The organism is Stappia sp. ABD4_338 (assembly GCF_056312175.1).
The window spans coordinates 3,183,835-3,202,823 of record NZ_CM149982.1 but is presented as its reverse complement, the minus strand read 5'-3'; the positions used below and the strand labels follow the sequence as shown (position 1 = coordinate 3,202,823).

General features: G+C 63.8%; 17 protein-coding genes. 11 read left to right on the top strand and 6 right to left on the bottom strand.

Going from position 1 to position 18,989, the window contains the following annotated elements; translation table 11 throughout:
- Window positions 1-206 precede the first annotated feature (206 nt).
- On the bottom strand, window positions 207-1,499 hold the full coding sequence (locus ACYX4S_RS14395) for an ABC transporter substrate-binding protein (protein WP_476360685.1): 1,293 nt from the start codon (window positions 1,497-1,499) through the stop codon (window positions 207-209).
- A gap of 471 nt (window positions 1,500-1,970) precedes the next feature.
- On the opposite strand from ACYX4S_RS14395, the gene ACYX4S_RS14390 reads away from it, so the two are divergent.
- The gene (locus ACYX4S_RS14390) at window positions 1,971-3,137 is read left to right on the top strand and encodes an acetyl-CoA acetyltransferase (RefSeq protein ID WP_476360684.1); all 1,167 of its coding nucleotides are present in this window, start codon (window positions 1,971-1,973) and stop codon (window positions 3,135-3,137) included.
- 109 nt (window positions 3,138-3,246) lie between these two features.
- On the opposite strand, the gene ACYX4S_RS14385 is transcribed toward ACYX4S_RS14390, so the two are convergent.
- Window positions 3,247-4,245 carry an HAD family hydrolase gene (locus tag ACYX4S_RS14385; protein ID WP_476360683.1) on the bottom strand — a complete coding sequence of 333 codons (999 nt, stop codon included), beginning with the start codon at window positions 4,243-4,245 and terminating at the stop codon, window positions 3,247-3,249.
- On the opposite strand from ACYX4S_RS14385, the gene cysG reads away from it, so the two are divergent.
- From cysG to ACYX4S_RS14340, 9 genes are all read left to right on the top strand, one after another.
- Window positions 4,210-5,682, top strand: a complete 1,473-nt coding sequence (gene cysG, locus ACYX4S_RS14380) for a siroheme synthase CysG (RefSeq protein WP_476360682.1) — start codon at window positions 4,210-4,212, stop codon at window positions 5,680-5,682. The genes ACYX4S_RS14385 and cysG overlap by 36 nt on opposite strands.
- Window positions 5,683-5,711: 29 nt before the next feature.
- Window positions 5,712-6,020 carry a DUF2849 domain-containing protein gene (locus ACYX4S_RS14375; RefSeq protein ID WP_476360681.1) on the top strand — a complete coding sequence of 103 codons (309 nt, stop codon included), beginning with the start codon at window positions 5,712-5,714 and terminating at the stop codon, window positions 6,018-6,020.
- A gap of 89 nt (window positions 6,021-6,109) precedes the next feature.
- The gene (locus ACYX4S_RS14370; protein WP_476360680.1) at window positions 6,110-7,765 is read left to right on the top strand and encodes a nitrite/sulfite reductase; all 1,656 of its coding nucleotides are present in this window, start codon (window positions 6,110-6,112) and stop codon (window positions 7,763-7,765) included.
- Window positions 7,752-8,501, top strand: coding sequence for a phosphoadenylyl-sulfate reductase (locus ACYX4S_RS14365; protein WP_476360679.1), 750 nt, complete (start codon window positions 7,752-7,754; stop codon window positions 8,499-8,501). Before ACYX4S_RS14370 ends, ACYX4S_RS14365 begins: the two co-directional genes overlap by 14 nt.
- 2 nt (window positions 8,502-8,503) lie before the next feature.
- Window positions 8,504-9,034, top strand: a complete 531-nt coding sequence (locus tag ACYX4S_RS14360) for a DUF934 domain-containing protein (protein WP_476360678.1) — start codon at window positions 8,504-8,506, stop codon at window positions 9,032-9,034.
- Window positions 9,035-9,132: 98 nt separating this feature from the next.
- Window positions 9,133-9,945 carry a ferredoxin--NADP reductase gene (locus ACYX4S_RS14355; RefSeq protein WP_293721695.1) on the top strand — a complete coding sequence of 271 codons (813 nt, stop codon included), beginning with the start codon at window positions 9,133-9,135 and terminating at the stop codon, window positions 9,943-9,945.
- A 183-nt stretch (window positions 9,946-10,128) separates the two neighbouring features.
- Window positions 10,129-10,731 (top strand): NUDIX domain-containing protein, encoded by a 603-nt coding sequence (locus ACYX4S_RS14350; protein WP_476360677.1) that lies wholly within the window; start codon window positions 10,129-10,131, stop codon window positions 10,729-10,731.
- Between the two features lie 36 nt (window positions 10,732-10,767).
- Entirely contained in the window at window positions 10,768-11,772 is a 1,005-nt protein-coding gene (locus ACYX4S_RS14345) for an NADP-dependent oxidoreductase (RefSeq protein ID WP_476360676.1), read from the top strand.
- A gap of 105 nt (window positions 11,773-11,877) precedes the next feature.
- Window positions 11,878-13,104, top strand: coding sequence for a lytic murein transglycosylase (locus ACYX4S_RS14340; RefSeq protein WP_476360675.1), 1,227 nt, complete (start codon window positions 11,878-11,880; stop codon window positions 13,102-13,104).
- Between the two features lie 10 nt (window positions 13,105-13,114).
- Here ACYX4S_RS14340 and ACYX4S_RS14335 read toward each other — a convergent pair whose 3' ends face one another.
- The 3 genes from ACYX4S_RS14335 to ACYX4S_RS14325 form a co-directional block, all read right to left on the bottom strand.
- Entirely contained in the window at window positions 13,115-14,404 is a 1,290-nt protein-coding gene (locus ACYX4S_RS14335; protein ID WP_422067931.1) for a diguanylate cyclase domain-containing protein, read from the bottom strand.
- Window positions 14,405-14,608: 204 nt separating this feature from the next.
- The gene (locus ACYX4S_RS14330) at window positions 14,609-15,244 is read right to left on the bottom strand and encodes a CoA transferase subunit B (RefSeq protein ID WP_293721702.1); all 636 of its coding nucleotides are present in this window, start codon (window positions 15,242-15,244) and stop codon (window positions 14,609-14,611) included.
- Between the two features lie 119 nt (window positions 15,245-15,363).
- On the bottom strand, window positions 15,364-16,059 hold the full coding sequence (locus ACYX4S_RS14325; protein ID WP_422067932.1) for a CoA transferase subunit A: 696 nt from the start codon (window positions 16,057-16,059) through the stop codon (window positions 15,364-15,366).
- Between the two features lie 251 nt (window positions 16,060-16,310).
- On the opposite strand from ACYX4S_RS14325, the gene ACYX4S_RS14320 reads away from it, so the two are divergent.
- Window positions 16,311-18,146, top strand: a complete 1,836-nt coding sequence (locus tag ACYX4S_RS14320) for an AsmA family protein (RefSeq protein WP_476360674.1) — start codon at window positions 16,311-16,313, stop codon at window positions 18,144-18,146.
- Window positions 18,147-18,157: 11 nt separating this feature from the next.
- On the opposite strand, the gene ACYX4S_RS14315 is transcribed toward ACYX4S_RS14320, so the two are convergent.
- Window positions 18,158-18,979 (bottom strand): ABC transporter permease, encoded by an 822-nt coding sequence (locus tag ACYX4S_RS14315; RefSeq protein WP_476360673.1) that lies wholly within the window; start codon window positions 18,977-18,979, stop codon window positions 18,158-18,160.
- Window positions 18,980-18,989 lie beyond the last annotated feature (10 nt).

Genomic DNA, 18,989 nt, shown 5'->3' with positions numbered 1-18,989 from the left:
GGGGGCGTGTGTCCCGGTTGCGACGGGGCGTGTTCGCAGCGCGGTACGGAAAAGCTCCGCTCGAAGCCATTGAGGCTTGGCGGGCCGACAGGTGTGAGGGGGCGCTTTCACACAAGAGCGGCTGGTACAGCCAGTCGTTTTTTACTCCGCCGCCACGACGCCGAGTGCTCGGCAACGCGCCCTGCAAAGCCTGTTCGTAAAATTCCCTACCAGCCGTCGCGGCGAAGTGCCTTGAGGTCACGTGCAAGCGTGGCAATGGTCTCGCGTGGGGTCGAGCGACCGCTTAGCGCGTCGTGTATTCTTGTGAAGATTGCTTGGGAGACCTGGGGGTAGCGTGTTCCTGTCACGCCTGACGGTCGGGCAAAGGTCATGTCGAACGTATCGCGCAGCTTTTCGAGAAACGGTACTGCAGCCAGCACGTCGGGATCCCGGTAAAGGGCCGGGATCGTCGGATTGAAGCTTGCACGTAGGGCGCGGCGTTTCTGCTCGGCCCTGCCTGTGAGGTACAGGACGAGGTCGGCAGCCTCGCGCGGGTAGATCGTGTTTCTGGCGACGGCCAACTGCCAGCCGCCGAGCGTTCCGCCGGCGGGTGCGCCATCCGCGCCACGTGGCAGATGGGCGACACCCACCTTGTTCCGAACGGTACTGTCCTCGCCGTTGACGAGTGCCCAGGCATAAGGCCAGTTGCGCATGAAGACGGCGTTCCCGGACTGGAAGACCCGACGGCTTTCTTCTTCCGTGTAGTTGAGTACGCCAACCGGGGCGATGTGCCCTATCCAGGATGCGGCAAGCGCAAGAGCCTGCTCGGCTGCGGGGTTGTCGATGGAGATCTCTCCGTCGGAGGCAATGAACATTCCGCCACCGAAGCTTGCCACCCATTCCAGGGCGACACACGTTAGCCCCTCGTAGGCCCGTGCCTGAAAGACAAAACCCCAAAGATGAGGCTGACCGTCCAGCCGTTCCGAGCGCTGGACAGCCTCAGCCGTCGAGGTCAGTTCCTGCCAGGTGGTCGGGACAGGTTTGCCGTATTTTTCCAGCAGGTCCTTGCGATAGTACAGGAGCCCGGCGTCGCCGAACCAGGGCATGGCGACCAGGCGCCCCTCGACGGTATTGTTGGCTATGCTTGCAGGGAAATGTTCTGCTACGGCGTCTTGCGCGTAGGGTGAGAGATCCATCAGCCCGCCGGCAAGGAGCCCCGGCCAGTAGACATCGATCTGAAAAACATCGATGTCACTCGTGCCGCCGGAGAGGATCTGCTGATACAGGGCCAGGCGCTCGGTGCTGGAATTCGGCGCCGGAATCACCGTGACATTGTGGCCGGTCTCGCGCTCCCAGGCCTGCACACCCTCGCGGCATACCCGATATTCCATCGCAACGGCGCCGCAGGAGATGGTCAGTGTCGCGGCCAGGGCGGGTGATGAGATGGGCAGGCCCGGGAACCCTGGCAGAGAGACGCCGGCAGCAAGCACCGTAGCCAAAAGCGCCAGCCGACGGGTCACGGGTCCATTCCTCCCAGTGTTCCCCTTTGCCTGCATGTGGTTTCATGCAAACCGGAACTTTTTTCCATCGCGACAGTAAAAAGCAGGCCGCCGAAGGTGAGCGACGCGCTTCACGATGCATTCTTGATACAAAGCGTGAGGGACGCGCTTTGCCAAGTCAATATTTCGCTGGGTGGAACAGGTTCGGGAAAATACGGTTATCGTCCCTGATGTGAAGTTCCAAAGGCCAGTGTGGGGTCGTCACCGGGTACCTCGAGCGAAAGAGGATTTCGTAAAAAATCAATATAATACATTGTAATATAATATAAAAATGAGATTGATTGACGTATTAGTCAATAAACTTCTTGCCCGTCATGCGATGAAGTGGAATCGTGGAGGTCGAAATGTGTGATCCCGGCTGTCCCGAACGGATGAAGGGGCGCCAGGAACAAGGCCGGCGAAGCGGTCGGTGACGGGAAGGGAGAAACGGTCATGACAGCTGCAATTGTGGGATGGGCGCACACGCCTTTCGGCAAGCATGCCGACGAGACGGTCGAGAGCCTCATCGTGTCGGTGGCGCGCGATGCCATCGCCGATGCCGGCTTCGAGCCGGGCGATATTGACGAGATCGTTCTTGGCCACTTCAACGCGGGCTTTTCGGCCCAGGATTTTACGGCGTCGCTGGTGCTGCAGGCGGATCCGGGTCTGCGGTTCAAGCCCGCAACGCGCGTGGAGAACGCCTGCGCGACTGGCTCGGCCGCCGTACAGCAAGGCGTGCGTGCGGTTTCAAGCGGTGATGCGCGCGTGGTTCTGGTCGTGGGCGTGGAGCAGATGACCACGTCTCCCGGTCCGGAGATCGGCAAGAACCTCCTCAAGGCATCTTATCTGGCGGAGGAAGGCGATACGCCAGCCGGTTTCGCCGGCGTTTTCGGCAAGATCGCCCAGTCCTATTTCCAGAAATACGGTGACCGTTCGGATGCGCTGGCCGCCATTGCCGCCAAGAACCACAAGAACGGTGTCAACAATCCTTACGCGCAGATGCGCAAGGACCTCGGCTTCGACTTCTGCCGAAACGAGAGCGAAAAGAACCCCTTCGTTGCAGGCCCCCTGAAGCGCACGGACTGCTCGCTCGTCTCCGATGGCGCGGCAGCACTTGTTCTGACGGACATTCCCACGGCGCTCGGTCGAGACAAGGCGATCGCGTTCCGTGCCACGTCTCACGTGCAGGATTACCTGCCCATGTCCAAGCGCGATATCCTGGCCTTCGAGGGATGCTCCGCCGCATGGCGCAAGGCGCTTGCCGATGCGGGGGTGACGCTCGACGACCTGTCCTTCGTCGAAACCCATGACTGCTTCACCATCGCCGAACTGCTGGAATACGAGGCCATGGGCCTTACGGCGCCGGGCGAGGGGCATCGCGCCATCCTCGAGGGCTGGACACAGATGGATGGCAAGCTGCCGGTCAATCCGTCCGGAGGGCTCAAGTCCAAGGGTCATCCCATTGGCGCCACGGGCGTGTCCATGCACGTGCTCTCCGCCATGCAGCTCAGCCAGCGGGCCGGCGACATCCAGGTCAGGGATGCGGAACTTGGTGGCATCTTCAACATGGGCGGCGCTGCGGTCGCCAACTACGTGTCGGTCCTTCAGGCCCTCAAGTAGGAACAACACGGGAGGCTGAAGCTCCTGCCGGTTTCAGCCTGAATACGCAAGGAAGGGGCGCGAGCGCGAATGCGCTGGCGCCCTTTATTCGTTTGCGTCGCCGGCCGGCTCAGTAGAGCGCTGCCTCCAGATGGCGGGCGAGGTCGAGCAGATCGAACGCCACGATATCCCACGCTTCCTCTGGTGCCAGATCGGCCTCCTGATGGGGGCCGTGCTCCCGTGGCCTGGAGAAGAACCCGGTCCGGAACCCGCTGGCCCGGGCAACCGCGAGATCGGCATTGTGGGCCGAAACGATCATGATCTGTTCGGGGTCAAGCGCAACGAGGCGCGCCGACGCCAGATAGTGCTCGGGGTCCGGAAGGCGAGTGCCGGTTATGTCCGGTCCGATGATCATGTCCCACGGCAGGCCCGCGGTCTTGGCGAGCCAGGTCATGGTCGAGACGGGAGCATCGCAGCAGGGGGCGATGACATACTCGCGGCGCAGCGCCCGCAAGCCTGGCACGGCATCCGGCCAGGCCGGAAGGCGCTCCCATGCCCGCACCAGCGTCTCGTAGTCCCGTTCCGTCAGCGGCAGCTCACCTGCGTGAACACGAAGTGCTGCCTCGAGACCGGCGCGGCAGCTTGTTTTCCAGGAGCAGGATGACGTTCCGGCCCTTGCCTGCTCCTGCCTTATCTGGTCGACCCAAGTCCCGGTCAGCGCGGGTATGTCGATGTCGGCGCCGAAACGGGCGAGTCCGCGTCCCAGTCCCTCCGTCAGACCCTTGCGCCAATCCACGATGGTTCCGAAAACATCAAAGAAAATTGCTTTCACCACAGCATGCACCCAGCTTGAAACTGTCCGAGTGTGGCGGGCCTGACGGGGTTGTTCAACCTGTTGAATCAACCGAGGGTATCGGCGCGTGCTCCGGCATCCGCCTTTTCGGCGGGATGCTCCATCCGATGCGCACAGAATGCGTTGCCTCGGCCGCGCCTTCCGGCGCGGGATGTTTTTTCTCCCCCATGCCCCGGCTTTGAAAAGCCATGCCCGGCACACTTCCCCCCAAGCCCTTATGTCTTTGGCATGCTCGACGCAATGCCGGAGACGATTGGCATGGACCGGATGGCGCATAAAGATGATGCCGCGCGCGACGACCGCAAGCTTGCGGTGTTTCCGACCTTCCACAAGGTCGAGGGGCGACGAGTCGTGGTCGTCGGCGAGGGCGAGGAGGCAGCGGCGAAACTGCGGCTCTTGAATGAGACCCGCGCCCGCCTCGTGGTCATTGCCGAGTCTCCTGAAAGAGCGCTTCTGTCCGCGATCGAGAAATCCGGGGCCGAACTGGTCGCGGAGCCCTTCGTGCCCGCACATCTCCAAGACGCAGCGCTTGTTTTCGCCGCAAGTGGTGACGAAGCCGCGGACACAGGCGTGGTCAGGGCCGCGCGTGCGGCCGGCATTCCCGTGAACGCCGTCGACCGGCCCGAGATCTGCGACTTCTACGTGGGCGCGCTGGTCAACCGCGCCCCCGTTGCCATTGCCATTACCTCGACGGGCGTCGGGCCGGTTCTGGCGCGCCACATTCGTGCGCGCATCGAAGCGATGTTGCCACGCGAGACCGGAGATCTGGCGCGCCTCGCGGAGAGTTTCCGAACCACGGTCGCGCGCGTTCTGACCGACGGATCCTCTCGCCGGCGTTTCTGGGCGCGGTTCTTTTCCGGAGCCGTGGCGGCCAATGTCGAGGCAGGACAGCCGGGAGCCGCGCGCGCCGAGGCGCAGAAGCTGCTCAACGGTACGGCGGAGGATGCCGGCTTCGTCTGGCTGGTGGGGGCAGGGCCTGGCGCGGAAGACCTTCTCACGCTCCGTGCTCAGCGTCTGCTTCAGGAAGCTGACGTGATCGTGCATGACGCGCTGGTGCCCGATGTCGTGGTCGCGATGGGGCGGCGTGATGCGGAGCGTATTGCCGTTGGAAAGCGCAAGGGAGCGCATTCGGTCTCCCAGCGTGAGATCAACCGCATTCTCGTGGATGAGGCCGGAAAGGGACGCCGCGTTGTGCGTCTCAAGGCTGGTGATCCAATGATCTTCGGGCGTGCGGGAGAGGAGCTGGACGCCCTGCGTGCCGCAGGTGTCGCACATGACGTGGTGCCCGGCGTTACCGCCGCGCTGGCGGCCGCCGCCAGCCTGCGCCTGCCGCTGTCGCTGCGCGGTGTCGCCTCGAGTATCGTTTTTGCCACGGGTCACGACCGGGATGGCGAGACCCTTCCCGCGTGGGGCGATCTAGCGCTGAAGGGAGCGACGGTCGCTGTCTACATGGGGCGCACCGTCGCTGGTCGTGTCGCTGCGCGTTTGAGCGAGGCCGGGCTTTCAGCGGGGACACCCGTCGCGGTGGTCGAGAATGCGGCCCATGCGGACGAGGTCGTTCTGGCCGGGTCCCTTGCCGACCTTGGAGCACTGTCCGAGCGCGAGGACGTGAACGGTCCCGTCCTCATCATTATCGGCGATGTGGTCGGCGCGGCGGATCTTGCCGCCGCCGGACCGCTTGCCGCGTCCGCGCGCGCGGTGGCTGCGGCGTGACGCATGACGTGAAAGGAAGGCTTGGAAGCATGAAGGCACTGACGGCAAACCGTTTGATCGATGGCGAGGTCGTCTGGCTCGGGCGCACCGGCGGCTGGGTCGAGACCCTCGATCTGGCCCGTGTCCTGGAGACGAAGGATGGCGAGGAAGAGGCGCTTGGCATCGGTGCCGAGGCCGTCGCCGCACGTGAGATCGTGGACCCTTATCTGATCGACCTGCGTCGCAACGGCGATGCCGCTGTCGAGCCCGTCCGCTTTCGCGAGAGAATTCGGGCGCAAGGCCCCACGAACCGCCAGGACCTCGGCAAGCAGGCCCGGCGGGAAAGTTCCGCTGCCTGACAGGTGGCCGCCGCTGCCCGTTTCATCCGGCAGGGCAACGTCCGGCGCACGGCACAGGCGCGCCGGCCTGCCCGAGGGAGAGTGAAGACATGTACCGATATGATGAGTTCGACACCCAGTTCGTGTCTGCCCGTGTCGATCAGTTTCGTGATCAGGTCAGGCGGCGCCTCGCTGGCGACTTGACCGAGGAGCAGTTCAAGCCGCTGCGCCTGATGAACGGGGTCTACCTCCAGCTTCATGCCTACATGCTGCGCGTTGCGGTGCCCTATGGCACGCTTAATGGTGCGCAGATGCGCCGGCTTGCCCATGTTGCGCGCACGTATGATCGCGGGTACGGGCATTTCACCACGCGACAGAACATCCAGTTCAACTGGCCGCGGCTCAAGGACATTCCCGACATCCTGGCAGAGCTTGCCGAGGTGGAGATGCACGCGATCCAGACCTCGGGCAACTGCATCCGCAATGTGACTGCGGACCATTTCTCGGGTGCCGCCGCCGACGAGATCGTTGACCCGCGTCCCTATGCCGAGATCCTGCGCCAGTGGTCGTCGCTCCACCCCGAGTTCACCTTCCTGCCGCGCAAGTTCAAGATCGCGGTCACCGGCGCGCCGCACGACCGGGCGGCGGTCCAGGTGCATGACATCGGCCTGCAGGCGGTTCGCGCCGAGGATGGTGGTGTCGGTTTCGCGGTTTATGTCGGCGGGGGACTGGGGCGCACGCCGATGATCGGACGCAAGGTGCGCGATTTCCTGCCCGAAGAGGACCTTCTGGCTTATTGCGAGGCCATTCTTCGCGTCTACAATCGCTATGGACGGCGCGACAACAAGTACAAGGCGCGTATCAAGATCCTCGTGCACGAAACGGGGCTCGAGGCCCTGAAGGCGGACATCGAGGACGAGTTTGCCGAGACGCGCGGCGGCGTGCTGACCCTGCCGCAATCGGAGATCGACCGGATCGTGGCCTATTTCGCCCCGCCAACTCTTGACGGGAATGCGGGCACCGGAGCGTTCGATGCGGCCTGCGCCTCCGATCGCGCGTTTGCCGCGTTCGCCGAGCGGAATGTGCATGCCCACCACGCCGCGGGACACGCCAGCGTGACGATCTCGCTGAAGCCGGTCGGCAAGGCTCCGGGCGATGCCAGCGCCGACCAGATGGATGTTGTCGCGGATCTGGCCGAGACCTACGGGCACGACGAGATCCGTGTCAGCCATGAGCAGAACCTGGTGCTGCCGCATGTCCGCAAGGACGATATTCCGGCCATCTTCGCAAGGCTTGCGGAAGCGGGACTCGCAGAGGCAAACGCGGGGCTCGTGACCGACATCATTGCCTGTCCGGGCATGGACTATTGCGCGCTTGCCACCGCACGTTCGATCCCGGTTGCAGAGCGTATTTCCGAGCGGTTCGCGAGCCAGGACCGCCAGCGGGAGATCGGCGATCTGAAGATCAAGATCTCCGGCTGCATCAATGCCTGCGGTCATCACCACGTGGGCCACATCGGCATCCTGGGCGTGGAGAAGAAGGGCGAGGAATTCTACCAGATCACACTCGGCGGCTCGGCCGACGAGAACACCTCCATCGGTGAGATCATCGGACGCGGCTTTGCCTACGATGAAGTCGTGGATGCGATCGAGAAGCTGGTCGATACCTATATCGACTTGCGTGAAAGCCGTGACGAGGACTTCCTCGCGGCCTACCGCCGGGTTGGCGAGGCTCCCTTCAAGGAGGCGCTTTATGGCACGGCTTGAGACATTCGCCGATGGTGCCGATGGACTTGTCGCGGAAGCGGCAAGGCTTGACCGGCTCTACCGTGGCGCACGGGCGCGGGAAATTCTCTCGGTCGCACGCGATCGCTATGGCGACGGGCTGGCACTGGTCTCCTCCTTCGGCGCCGAGTCGGCGGTACTCCTGCATCTGGCGGCCGAGGTCGACCCGACGATTCCCGTGTTGTTCATCGACACGCGCAAGCTTTTTCCCGACACGCTGCGCTACCGCGACACGCTGGTCGAGCGTTTCGGCCTCACGGACGTACGCACGCTCGGCCCGGATCGGGACGACCTTGCCGAACGCGATCCGGGTGGATCGCTTTGGATGTCGGACACCGATACCTGCTGCGACATTCGAAAGGTGCGTCCGCTGGCGCGCGGACTTGCAGGGTTTTCCGCATGGATTTCCGGGCGAAAGCGCTTTCAGGCAAGTTCGCGTTCCGACATTCCCGTCTTCGAAAGTGACGGTCTGCGGATCAAGGTGAACCCGCTTGCGGATTGGGATCCGTCGGATCTCCGCGCGCATGTGGTCGAACATGACCTTCCCGCCCATCCGCTGGTGGCAAAGGGGTACCCCTCGATCGGCTGCATGCCGTGCACCAGCCCGGTGGCCGAGGGAGAGGACCCGCGTGCCGGACGCTGGCGGGGCAAGGACAAGACGGAATGCGGCATCCATCTCGCGCTGCCGCTCGAGAATGAGCAGGGAGCGGGGATCTGACCATGACTGTGACGCTTTACCGCGACGGGACCTTTGTGCCCGATGACTGGACCTTTCTCGACCACGAGGCTCCCGTTCCCGACGCGGGCGAGGCGATCGTGCTTCCGCTCGAGCGGTTTCTGGAGGTCGTTTCCGACCTTGGCCCGGACCTGCGGCTTGGTGTCCTCGTGGCAAGCGGCGAGGATGTCTCCAGGCTCGTCCCGCATCTCGACCGGGTTGAGATGGTCGCGGTCGATTTCCCCGTGTTTTCAGACGGTCGCGGCTATTCGAGTGCCCGTCTCCTGCGTCAGCGCATGGCGTTTTCCGGAGAGATCCGTGCGGTTGGCGATGTCCTTCTCGACCAGATTCCGCTCATGAAGCGGGTTGGTTTCACGGCATTCTCCATAACTCATGAGCCGACGCGGCGCGCGCTGGAGGCTGGTCAGGACGTCGGCGTCCCGCTATATCTCCAACCCGCCGGATGCACGCGTGAAGTGCCCGGCGGCGCCCGGTCATGGGCGCGGCGCCCCTCCGCCGGTGCGCAGCAATACTGAAGCCGGATCGCCCGGATGCGGTTATTTTGGCCAGCACGTGCAGTGCAAGCTGATTGAGTTTCAAGAAGACCCGAGATCTTGACGTCAAGGATAGAGCCATGAACCTGGTCAACGTTGCCGCGGACCCGAGCACGGTCGTGCCGGCTGGCGCCACCGCCGAGACCGTCACCGAGGTGCAGCATTACACCGACGCGCTGTTTCGCTTCCGTATCACGCGTCCGGCGAGCTTCCGCTTCCGGTCGGGCGAATTCGTGATGATCGGTCTGATGGTCGGTGAGAAACCGGTTTTCCGGGCGTACTCCATTGCCTCGCCATCCTGGGACGAGGAATTGGAGTTCTTCTCGATCAAGGTTCAGGACGGACCCTTGACCCAGCACCTGCAGAAGATCAGGCCGGGCGATACGGTCCTCATGAAGAAGAAGCCGACCGGAACGCTCGTCAACGACGCGCTCGTGCCCGGCAAGCGGGTCTACATGTTCTCCACCGGCACCGGTTTTGCGCCGTTTGCAAGCCTGATCCGGGATCCGGAGACTTACGAGAAGTTCGAGGAAGTGATCGTCACGCACACCTGCCGGAACGTGGCCGACCTTGCCTATTCCCGCGAGCTTGTTGCGGCGATCAAGGAAGATCCGCTCATCGGCGAGTTGGCTGCCGACAAGCTCAAGCTCTTCACCTCGACGACCCGCGAACCCTACGAGACCATGGGACGCATCACCACGCTGATCGAGAACGGCGAACTGTTCGAGAAACTCGGTGTGCCGCCGCTCGATCCGGCCGTCGACCGTGCGATGATCTGCGGTTCCATGGCCATGCTCAAGGACACCAAGGTGCTTCTCGAGGAGCGGGGGCTGACCGAGGGCGCCAACAACAAGCCTGCGGAGTTCGTCATCGAGCGCGCCTTCGTCGGCTGATTGCAGACAACCGACTGATATGCGGACGCGGGAAGGCGAAACGCCTTTCCGCGTTCTTGCGTTTTCCGGAAGGCATGACGGCGCTTGCCCCGGCATTGCTTTCATGGACCGGTGCCTCGACAATTTGCGCGGGATTTCGTCAGTTCCGTCCCGAACGCGGGACAGATCCGGGAGAACGACAGCATGACCAAATCTTCCCGTAGCGCCCGTGTTATCGCTCATCGGGTCCTCTATCAGGGCTTCGGCGCCTACGAGGAAATGGACGTGGAGCAGGAGAGGGTGAACGGCGACACCTTCCGGATTTCACGCGAGTACCAGACACGCTCGGACGTGGTTGCGGTGCTGCCGTTCGATCCGGTGCGAAAGTGCGTGCGTCTTGCCCGCCAGCTCCGGGTGCCACTGATGGCTCGGGGCGACCAGGACGGCTTTCTGATTGAGGTCCCGGCAGGGCATATCGACGAGGGGGAGACGCCCGAGGAGAGTGCACGTCGGGAAGCCTTCGAGGAGGTTGGCGTGCGGCTTGCGCGGCTCGATCCCGTTGGTGAGGTGTTCGTGTCGCCAGGGGCGATTACGGAGCGCCTGTCTCTTTTTCTGGCCGAGTTCGGTGAGGAGGACGTCCACGATGGCGAAGGCGGCGGCCTTGACCACGAGGGCGAGGAGATCGAAATCCTCGAGATGCCTCTTGTCGGGCTGGAGGAGGCCCTTTCCAGGGATGGCGGCATCGATGCCAAGACGCTGCTTCTTCTCCAGGCCCTGCGCCTGAAGCGGCCCGAACTCTTCTGCTGAACCCGAAACTGCCACGACTTCACAGGAAGGTTTCACATGACACGGAACACGACCGTCCGCCTGGCCCGCCGCCCCGCGCCGGGATTGCTTACGCCCGACGTGTTCGAGATCCGGGACGAGCCGCTGCCCGAACCCGGGGAGGGGGAGTTCCGTGTGCGCATCGAGTATGTCTCGCTCGATCCGGCCATGCGCGGCTGGGTCAACGAGGGCAAGTCGTACATTTCCCCGGTCGGCATCGGCGAGGTGATGCGCGCCTTCTCGGCCGGCTACGTTGAAACCTCCCGTCATCCGGACTTTCGCGAGGGAGACGCGGTGGCGGGTCTGCTCGGGGCACAAAGCCATGCCGTTTCCGACGGCCGAAACGTACAGCGTGCCGATACGTCCATCGCGCCGCTCCAGACCTGGATCGGAGGTCTGGGAATGCCGGGATGGACGGCCTATTTCGGCTTGCTGCGCGTGGGCGAGCTGAAGGAGGGCGACACCGCGGTCGTTTCCGCGGCTTCTGGTGCCGTTGGCCAGATTGTCGGGCAGATCGCACGCATCAAGGGCGCGCTCGCAGTCGGCATTGCCGGTGGCGCGAAGAAATGCCGTGCTCTCGTGGAGGAGCATGGTTTCGACGCCGCGGTCGACTACAAGGCGGGGAACCTCTTCAAGGATCTTGGCACGGCCTGCCCCGAGGGTATCGACGTCTATTTCGAGAATGTCGGCGGCGAGGTGCTTGATGCGGTCCTGCCGAACATGAACACGTTCGGCCGTATTGCCGTGTGCGGCCTGATCTCCGCTTACAACGCCACGACGCCGCCTCCGGGGCCGCAGAACCTGCGCCATGTTCTGACGTCCCGTCTAAAGATGCAGGGGTTCATCGTCTTTGATTTCGCTTCGGAGATCCCGATCGCGCTCGCCGATCTTTCGCAGTGGGTTGCCCAGGAGAAGCTCACCTTCCGCGAGGATGTGCGCGAAGGCGGACTGAAGGCCTTCCCCGAAACCCTGAACCTTCTCTTCTCGGGCGAGAACTTCGGCAAGCTCAGCCTCAAGGTCTGAGTTCTCGCCCCTGCTGTGTGGAGGAGCCGCCATCATGGTGACAAGATGGCGCGGTGAACTTCCGCTGCAAAATGGTGCATGTGCGTGGAGCGGGGAGGGAGGCCAATGGGCGTTTTCGGGACGAGGCCCGGGTGCTGGCGGCAAAGCCGGCGCCCGTTTCTACGGACGCTGCTTCTGCCTTTCGTGCTCGCCGCCATGGTGCTTCCCGCCTCGGCTGCCGGTTTCGACACCTGTCTGTCCCGTCTGCGCCAGCAGGCGGTAAAGGCCGGCGTGAGCGAGCGTACCGTGAATGCGGCGCTCCGGTCCGTGGCCTTCGATGAAAAGGCGGTGCGCTTCTCCCGTGCCCAGCCCGAATACAAGACCCCGATCTGGGACTACCTCGCGTTTCTGGTGGACAAGGAGCGTATTGCCGACGGCAAGGCGATGCTCAGGAAGCACGCCAACACCCTGGCCGCCGTTGAAAAGGCCTATGGGGTTGACCGGTACATCGTGCTGGCCGTGTGGGGCGTGGAAAGCGACTATGGCCAGTTCCATGGAGACTTCCACGTGCCGCATGCGCTGGCCAATGTCGCCTGCGCGGGACGGAGGGCGAAATACTTCCGATCCGAACTCATTGAGGTGCTGAAGATCGTGGACCGTGGCGATGTACGCCTGTCAGACCTGAAGGGGTCCTGGGCGGGAGCGTTCGGCCAGACCCAGTTCATGCCCTCCACCTATCGTCGGCTTGCGGTCGATCACGATGGCGACGGGCGAAAGGATCTCGTCAACTCCGTTCCCGACGCACTGGCCTCGACGGCCAACTATCTGAAGAAGGCCGGCTGGGTCACCGGCATGCCCTGGGGATATGAGGTCAAGCTACCCAAGGGCTACAAGGGGCCTTCAGGGCGAAAGCGGAAGGCGAGCGTGACATCCTGGGGCAAGCGCGGGGTGACCCATCTCGATGGTGGCAGGCTTCAGGGGGATGCGAGTGCCGGGCTGCTGCTGCCTGCCGGAGAGAATGGTCCGGCTTTCCTCGTGTTCCGGAATTTCGACGCCATCTACTCCTACAATGTGGCCGAGAGTTACGCCCTGGCGATCTCCCATCTCTCGGACCGCCTGCGGGGAGCGGGGGCCTTCGCGACAGACTGGCCGACCGACGATTCGGGGCTGTCGCGCGCCGAGCGGCTCGGATTGCAGAAGCTCCTGCTGCGCGCGGGGTTCGATATTGGCGAGGCTGACGGACGCGTCGGGCAGGCCACGCGCGAGGGTATTCGCAAGGCGGAGGCGCGCCACGGCCTCCCTGTCACCGGTCGTCCCGGGCGCAAGATCTATGAGGCGCTCGGCGGACGATAGGGACCACACCCTAGTTGGTATTGACCAGAACCCGGCTCGTCTCCTCGCCAAAGCCGACCATGCGGTTGCGACCGGCGTTCTTGGCCTCATAGAGGCGTGCGTCGGCCTTGCGCAGGGCTTCGTCCAGACTGGATTCCGTGCCGTTCGAGACGCCGGCACTCATGGTGATCGGGCCGATGTCCTCCAGTCCGCCACCCGGGTGGCCGAGGCCTGGAAGGGCCTCGACGACGGACCGCACGAACGCATGGCGCTCCCGGGGGCCGATTTCCGGCAGGATCACGCAGAATTCGTCGCCACCGAGACGCGCCGGAAAGGCGCCGGCAGGCGCCATGCGTGCCAGGAGTTCACCAAAGGCGCGGATCAGTGCGTCGCCGCGTTCGTGACCGTGGCGATCGTTCACGGCCTTGAGCATGTCGAGGTCGAGTGCCGCGACCGCGATCTGCGAGCCTGCGCGGCGCGTCTGATCGTAGAGGGCCCGGCCTTGTGAAAACAGATGGCGACGATTCGAAAGCCCTGTCAGTTCATCGCGATGAGCCATGCGGGACAGGTCGTCGAGCCGGTCGAGCATGTCCAGGTTCTGCGAGATGCGCAGCATGAACTCTTCCGGCGAGCACGACTTCATCATGAAATCGTTCGCGCCTGACTTGAGAAAGCGCGCGACCGCGCCAGGCTCCGCATGTCCGGAGAGGCCGACGACGGCGAGATCCTCCGGGGCGAAGCGACGCCTCAAGGTTTGAAGAAGCGAGAAGCCGTCGACCTTGGGCATCACATAGTCGAGGATGACGAGGCGAAGGTTTTCGGTTGCTTCGATGTGGGCAAGCGCCGCCTCGAAACCGTTCGCCACATGGACCCTCAGGCGATAGCGGCGCAGTCTGCGCACAATCACTTCCGCATCGACCTTGCTGTCATCGACAACCAGGGCGTCCACTTCCCTGTTCCTGTAGATCCGCTTCACCAGCGAGGTGAGATAGGTGAGGCTCGCAGGATTTTCCTTGAGGATGTAGTCGACGACGCCCTTGGCCAGCAGCGTATGACGCATGCGCTCGTCGAAACGTCCGGAAAAGACGATTGTCGGAAGGTCGGCGGCGAGCACGAGATCCACGATCTCGCCGTCCGGTGCATCGGGCAGCGTGAGGTCAACGAGTGCCAGGACCGGGTTTACATCCGGTCGCGCCAACAGCTCCCGAGCCTCCTCATGTGAGGCGGCCGACAGGACCGTCAGGCCGGGAAGTTCGGAGAGCTGGCGCCGGATGACGCGTTCGAAGAACGCGGTGTCCTCGACAAGCAAAACCTGCGACATGGCGATTGCTCCAGAAATGCGATGTAATTCATGTAGTTAATGCAGGGGTGAAGTAAAATGGATGATAATACCGATGTGGACGGAATCCGGTCGGAGAGCGGCTAAGTTGCTTTCCGCGCTGCGTCAATAAAAGCCTCCCGCCGGAGGTCCGGCGGGAGGCGCGACGATTGGTCCCGTTGTGACGGAGGCTTCAAGCCCCCGACGTCAGGCGGGAATGGTGAGCTTTGCCTTGGTTGCCGCCTTCACTTCATCCACCGTTACGTCAGGGGCGAGTTCGACCAGCAGAAGTCCGTCATCTGTCACATCGAAGACGCCGAGATTGGTGATGATGCGGTTGACGCAGTGCACGCCGGTAAGCGGCAGCGTGCACTCGGGCAGAAGCTTCGGATCGCCCGCCTTGGACGTGTGGTCCATGAGGATGACGACACGCTTGACGCCGGCGACGAGATCCATCGCGCCACCCATGCCCTTGACCATCTTGCCCGGGATCATCCAGTTGGCGAGATCGCCCTTCTCCGACACTTCCATGGCGCCGAGAATGGCCATGTCGATGTGGCCGCCGCGGATCATCGCAAAGCTGTCGGCGGAGGAGAAGAAGCTCGTCTGCGGCAGTTCGGTGATGGTCTGCTTGCCGGCATTGATGAGATCGGGGTCGACCTCGTCCTCGGTCGGGAAGGGGCCCATGCCGAGCATTCCGTTCTCCGACTGAAGCGTGACGCTCACGCCATCGGGAATGTAGTTGGAAACGAGTGTCGGGATCCCGATGCCGAGATTGACGTAAAATCCGTCCTCGAGTTCCTGCGCGGCCCTGCGGGCCATGTCGTCGCGTGTCCAGGCCATGTCCGTATCCTCCTTGCTGCCGCGGGGCCGCCAGCGCCTTCAGGACGCGGCGCCACCGGGGCGCCGGCCGACGCGTGCAAGCACGGGTCGGCCCATCTGTCGATCGTTCGGGTTACGCCTCAGGCGGCGCGGGTCGTGCGCTTTTCGATCCGCTTTTCGTGGCTGCCCACGATGATACGGTCGACATAGATGCCCGGCGTGTGGATGGCGTTGGAATCGAGCTCGCCGGCCTCGACCACTTCCTCGACCTCGACCACGGTGACCTTGCCGGCGGTTGCCATCATCGGATTGAAGTTCCGCGCGGTCTTCCGGTAGATCAGGTTGCCTTCGGTGTCCGCCTTCCACGCCTTGACCAGTGACAGGTCGGCGACGAGGCCGGTCTCGAGGATGTAGGTTTCGCCGTTGAAATCCTTGTGCTCCTTGCCTTCACCGATCAGCGTGCCGACGCCGGTCTTGGTGTAGAAGCCGGGAATGCCCGCGCCGCCCGCGCGAATGCGCTCGGCCATGGTGCCCTGCGGGTTGAACTCGAGCTCGAGTTCACCGTTGAGGTACTGGCGCTCGAAGGTGGCGTTCTCGCCGACGTAGGACGAGATCATCTTGCTGATCTGGCGCGTCTGCAACAGCAGGCCGAGACCGAAATCGTCCACACCGGCGTTGTTGGAAATGGCGGTCATGTTCTTCGCGCCGCTGTCGCGAAGCGCGGCGATGAGATTCTCTGGGATGCCGCACAGGCCGAACCCGCCGGCCATCACCGTCATGCCGTCGAAGGTCAATCCCGAAAGCGCGGCGGCCGCGTCGGGGTAGATCTTATTCATCAGCGTCTCCTCGCAAGAACCTCTCCCTGTGCCCGCGGTTGCGACGCGGGCACCTCCCGCCAGGCCGGCGGGAGCGTGACCCCGTGATACCGCTGATACCCGCTTTCCTCAAGCGCCAACCCCGCACCTGGCGGATGGCTGAGGCCTTTCGGCTTGAACGCGGTTCAAAGAGCGCCTATTCCCGGGCCGGGAAGGCTGAACGCGCGGTGTCGGCCATGAGAACCCGCTCCAGCGGCGCGTGAACACCAATGATGAGACGCCTCTTCTTGGGGATGGTGGTGCTTGCCGCCGTCCTGGCAATCGGTTTCGTATCGCTGTCCGCTTTCGTCACGGGCGAGAGCACCCGTGCGCGCGTCGAATCGGAGTTGTCGCGCTGGCTTGGGGCCAGCGTCAGCGTCGGATCGCCGGTTGCGTTGACCCTGCGCACGACGCCTGTGCTTACCCTGCGCGATGTGGATCTCGAGAACACGCGTGGGGGGTGGTCGCTTCATGGAGCGACGATCGACGTTGACCTGGCCCTGTCGGGGCTTGTGTCCGGGGAGGCGCGGGTTTCGTCCATCTCGATCTCCGGTGGACGCATCATTCTGCCCGACTGGCATAGCGACAATGGCGTGTTCGCCGATGCAGGCGCACTTGCGTCCCCCCTCTCCGAAGAGCTCCGGCGTCTCCTGCGCCATCCGCTGACGGTTGGTGGTATCACGCTTGTGCAAGTGAATCCGGAGGGCAGGGAAAGCGTTCTGGCACGTGACGTTTCCTTGCGGCTGTCCGCGTCCGGTGCAGGCGCCGTCACCCTGCGCGGTTCACTCAATGCCGGCGACCAGACCTTGCAGTGGACGGCAACCCTTTCCGATCGGGCGGTTCTGGAGGGGCCAGGCGAAGCGGCGCTTCTCGTCAATCTTGCATCGCCGCTCGCGACCTTGCGTCTCGATGGCACACTGTTGCGCGCGGACATGGCCTGGTTTCGCGGCAACATGGAGTTTGCCGCCAGCGATCTGCGCGGACTTGTCGAGCGCTTCGGCCATGATCTCGGTGGAGACGGGGCGACCTTTGGAGCGGTCCGCCTCGCGGGGACTGGAGAGATCTCCGCAACCGCCCTTTCCATGACACGTGCGGACATCGAATTCGACGGAAACTCCGGCGACGGACGGCTGGTTCTTGACCTCGCCGGTCCACGCCCGCGCCTGGAGGGGACACTGGCGTTCGACACGCTGGATCTCTCCGCGCATGTGACTGAAGGTATTGCCGGGGTCGGCGATGAAGCGGCCGCGGCGGGTTGGCTGCGACAGCCTCTGCAAGAGGTGCTTGCGCCTGCCGACATCGACCTGCGGTTGTCGGCCACGCGCCTTGTCACCGGCGATGTCTCCATCGGTCCGACCGCCGTTTCCATCTTGTTGCGCGACCGTGACCTGAGCGTCGATGTGGGCGAGACCCGGGTCGATGGTGGCGGGCTCGATCTCTCCGCGCGGCTGCGCCCCGACCCGGAGGGGGAAGGTTTCCTTGGAGCGGCGACCCTGGTGCTCGACGCCATCCCGGCCGGACGCCTGCCGCTTCCCGAGGAAGGACCTGTCCCGGTCGCCGGTACCCTCTCCGGGCGAACACAATGGAACGGCCGGGGGAAGAACCTTGATGCTCTCCTCACCTCCGCGAGCGGCACGGCACTCCTGAAGGCCTCTGGCCTTCGGTTTTCCCGGGGTGGCGCGGATACGCTGCTTGCCGGCCTTCTGGGTTCGGACACGGTGGCGGATCCCAATCTGCCGAGCAGCTTCGATTTCGTGTCCGTGGAGCTGGTCGGGTCGGCTGAAACGCTTGACCTTTCGTCCGCCAAGGCTTTCACGCCGGACCATGCCCTGAGCGCAAGTGGACGCGTGAGCCTGCCCTCGGGAACGCTTTCCCTGCGAGGGCACCTGAGGAAACGCCTTCCCGGAGATGGTCCTGCACAAACCAGTGGCGGGACCTCCGCTAGCGCGTCGGCGGAGCCGGACGGCTCAGAAGAGACGGCAGGCTTGCCCGTGCTCGTGCGCGGTACGGTGTTCCAGCCGCTGATCGTCCCTGACCTTACGCGCGTGGACGAGCGGCCCACGCGGTAGCGGGGTGGGTCTCAGGCCTGGGCTTCGGCCTGACGCATGTCGCGTTCGCGGCGCATCTCCTGGCGCTTGGTGACGATCGACGCGGCGATCACCACGAGCGAGACAAGCCCCACGAGAATGGTACAGACCGCGTTGATCTCGGGTGTCACGCCGAGGCGTACCTGCGAATAGATCTTCATCGGCAATGTGGTGGCTTCCGGCCCCGTGGTGAAGCTCGCGATCACCAGATCGTCGAGCGAGAGCGTGAAGGCCAGCATCCATCCGGCTATGACGCCCGGCAGGATGATCGGCAGCGTGATGGAAAAAAACGTCTGAAGCGGCGGGCAGCCGAGGTCGAGGGCGGCCTCTTCCAGCGAACGGTCGAAGCCGGCGAGTCGCGACTGGACGACGACCGCCACATAGCACATGGCGAATGTCGTATGTGCGATCATGATGGTCCAGAAGCCGCGCGCCTGGTCAACGGCCACGAAAAGCAGCAGCAGGGACAGGCCGAGGATCACTTCCGGCATCACGAGCGGCGCATAGACCATGCCTGAAAAGACCGACCGGCCGATAAAGCGCCCCGAACGGGACAGCACCAATGCCGCCAGCGTGCCCAGAACGGTGGCGAGCGATGCCGAGACGAAGGCGATGCGCAGCGTCACCCAGGCCGCATCGAGAAGCTGCTGGTTGTTGAGCAGTTCCGCATACCATTTTGTCGAGAACCCGCCCCATACGGTCACGAGCCGGGATTCGTTGAACGAATAGACCACAAGCAGGACGATCGGCAGGTAGAGGAACGAAAAGCCCAGCACCAGCGACGTCACGTTGAACCAGCTTGGACCCTGGCGCATCTACCTGTTC

What these genes read in the sequence shown, in the direction of transcription:
- ACYX4S_RS14390 (WP_476360684.1), top strand. Translation starts at nt 1,971, where the DNA reads ATGACAGCTGCAATTGTGGGATGGGCGCACACGCCTTTCGGCAAGCAT.
- cysG (WP_476360682.1), top strand. Translation starts at nt 4,210, where the DNA reads ATGCCGGAGACGATTGGCATGGACCGGATGGCGCATAAAGATGATGCC.
- ACYX4S_RS14385 (WP_476360683.1), bottom strand. Translation starts at nt 4,245, where the DNA reads ATGCGCCATCCGGTCCATGCCAATCGTCTCCGGCATTGCGTCGAGCAT.
- ACYX4S_RS14375 (WP_476360681.1), top strand. Translation starts at nt 5,712, where the DNA reads ATGAAGGCACTGACGGCAAACCGTTTGATCGATGGCGAGGTCGTCTGG.
- ACYX4S_RS14370 (WP_476360680.1), top strand. Translation starts at nt 6,110, where the DNA reads ATGTACCGATATGATGAGTTCGACACCCAGTTCGTGTCTGCCCGTGTC.
- ACYX4S_RS14365 (WP_476360679.1), top strand. Translation starts at nt 7,752, where the DNA reads ATGGCACGGCTTGAGACATTCGCCGATGGTGCCGATGGACTTGTCGCG.
- ACYX4S_RS14360 (WP_476360678.1), top strand. Translation starts at nt 8,504, where the DNA reads ATGACTGTGACGCTTTACCGCGACGGGACCTTTGTGCCCGATGACTGG.
- ACYX4S_RS14355 (WP_293721695.1), top strand. Translation starts at nt 9,133, where the DNA reads ATGAACCTGGTCAACGTTGCCGCGGACCCGAGCACGGTCGTGCCGGCT.
- ACYX4S_RS14350 (WP_476360677.1), top strand. Translation starts at nt 10,129, where the DNA reads ATGACCAAATCTTCCCGTAGCGCCCGTGTTATCGCTCATCGGGTCCTC.
- ACYX4S_RS14345 (WP_476360676.1), top strand. Translation starts at nt 10,768, where the DNA reads ATGACACGGAACACGACCGTCCGCCTGGCCCGCCGCCCCGCGCCGGGA.
- ACYX4S_RS14340 (WP_476360675.1), top strand. Translation starts at nt 11,878, where the DNA reads ATGGGCGTTTTCGGGACGAGGCCCGGGTGCTGGCGGCAAAGCCGGCGC.
- ACYX4S_RS14335 (WP_422067931.1), bottom strand. Translation starts at nt 14,404, where the DNA reads ATGTCGCAGGTTTTGCTTGTCGAGGACACCGCGTTCTTCGAACGCGTC.
- ACYX4S_RS14330 (WP_293721702.1), bottom strand. Translation starts at nt 15,244, where the DNA reads ATGGCCTGGACACGCGACGACATGGCCCGCAGGGCCGCGCAGGAACTC.
- ACYX4S_RS14325 (WP_422067932.1), bottom strand. Translation starts at nt 16,059, where the DNA reads ATGAATAAGATCTACCCCGACGCGGCCGCCGCGCTTTCGGGATTGACC.
- ACYX4S_RS14320 (WP_476360674.1), top strand. Translation starts at nt 16,311, where the DNA reads ATGAGACGCCTCTTCTTGGGGATGGTGGTGCTTGCCGCCGTCCTGGCA.
- ACYX4S_RS14315 (WP_476360673.1), bottom strand. Translation starts at nt 18,979, where the DNA reads ATGCGCCAGGGTCCAAGCTGGTTCAACGTGACGTCGCTGGTGCTGGGC.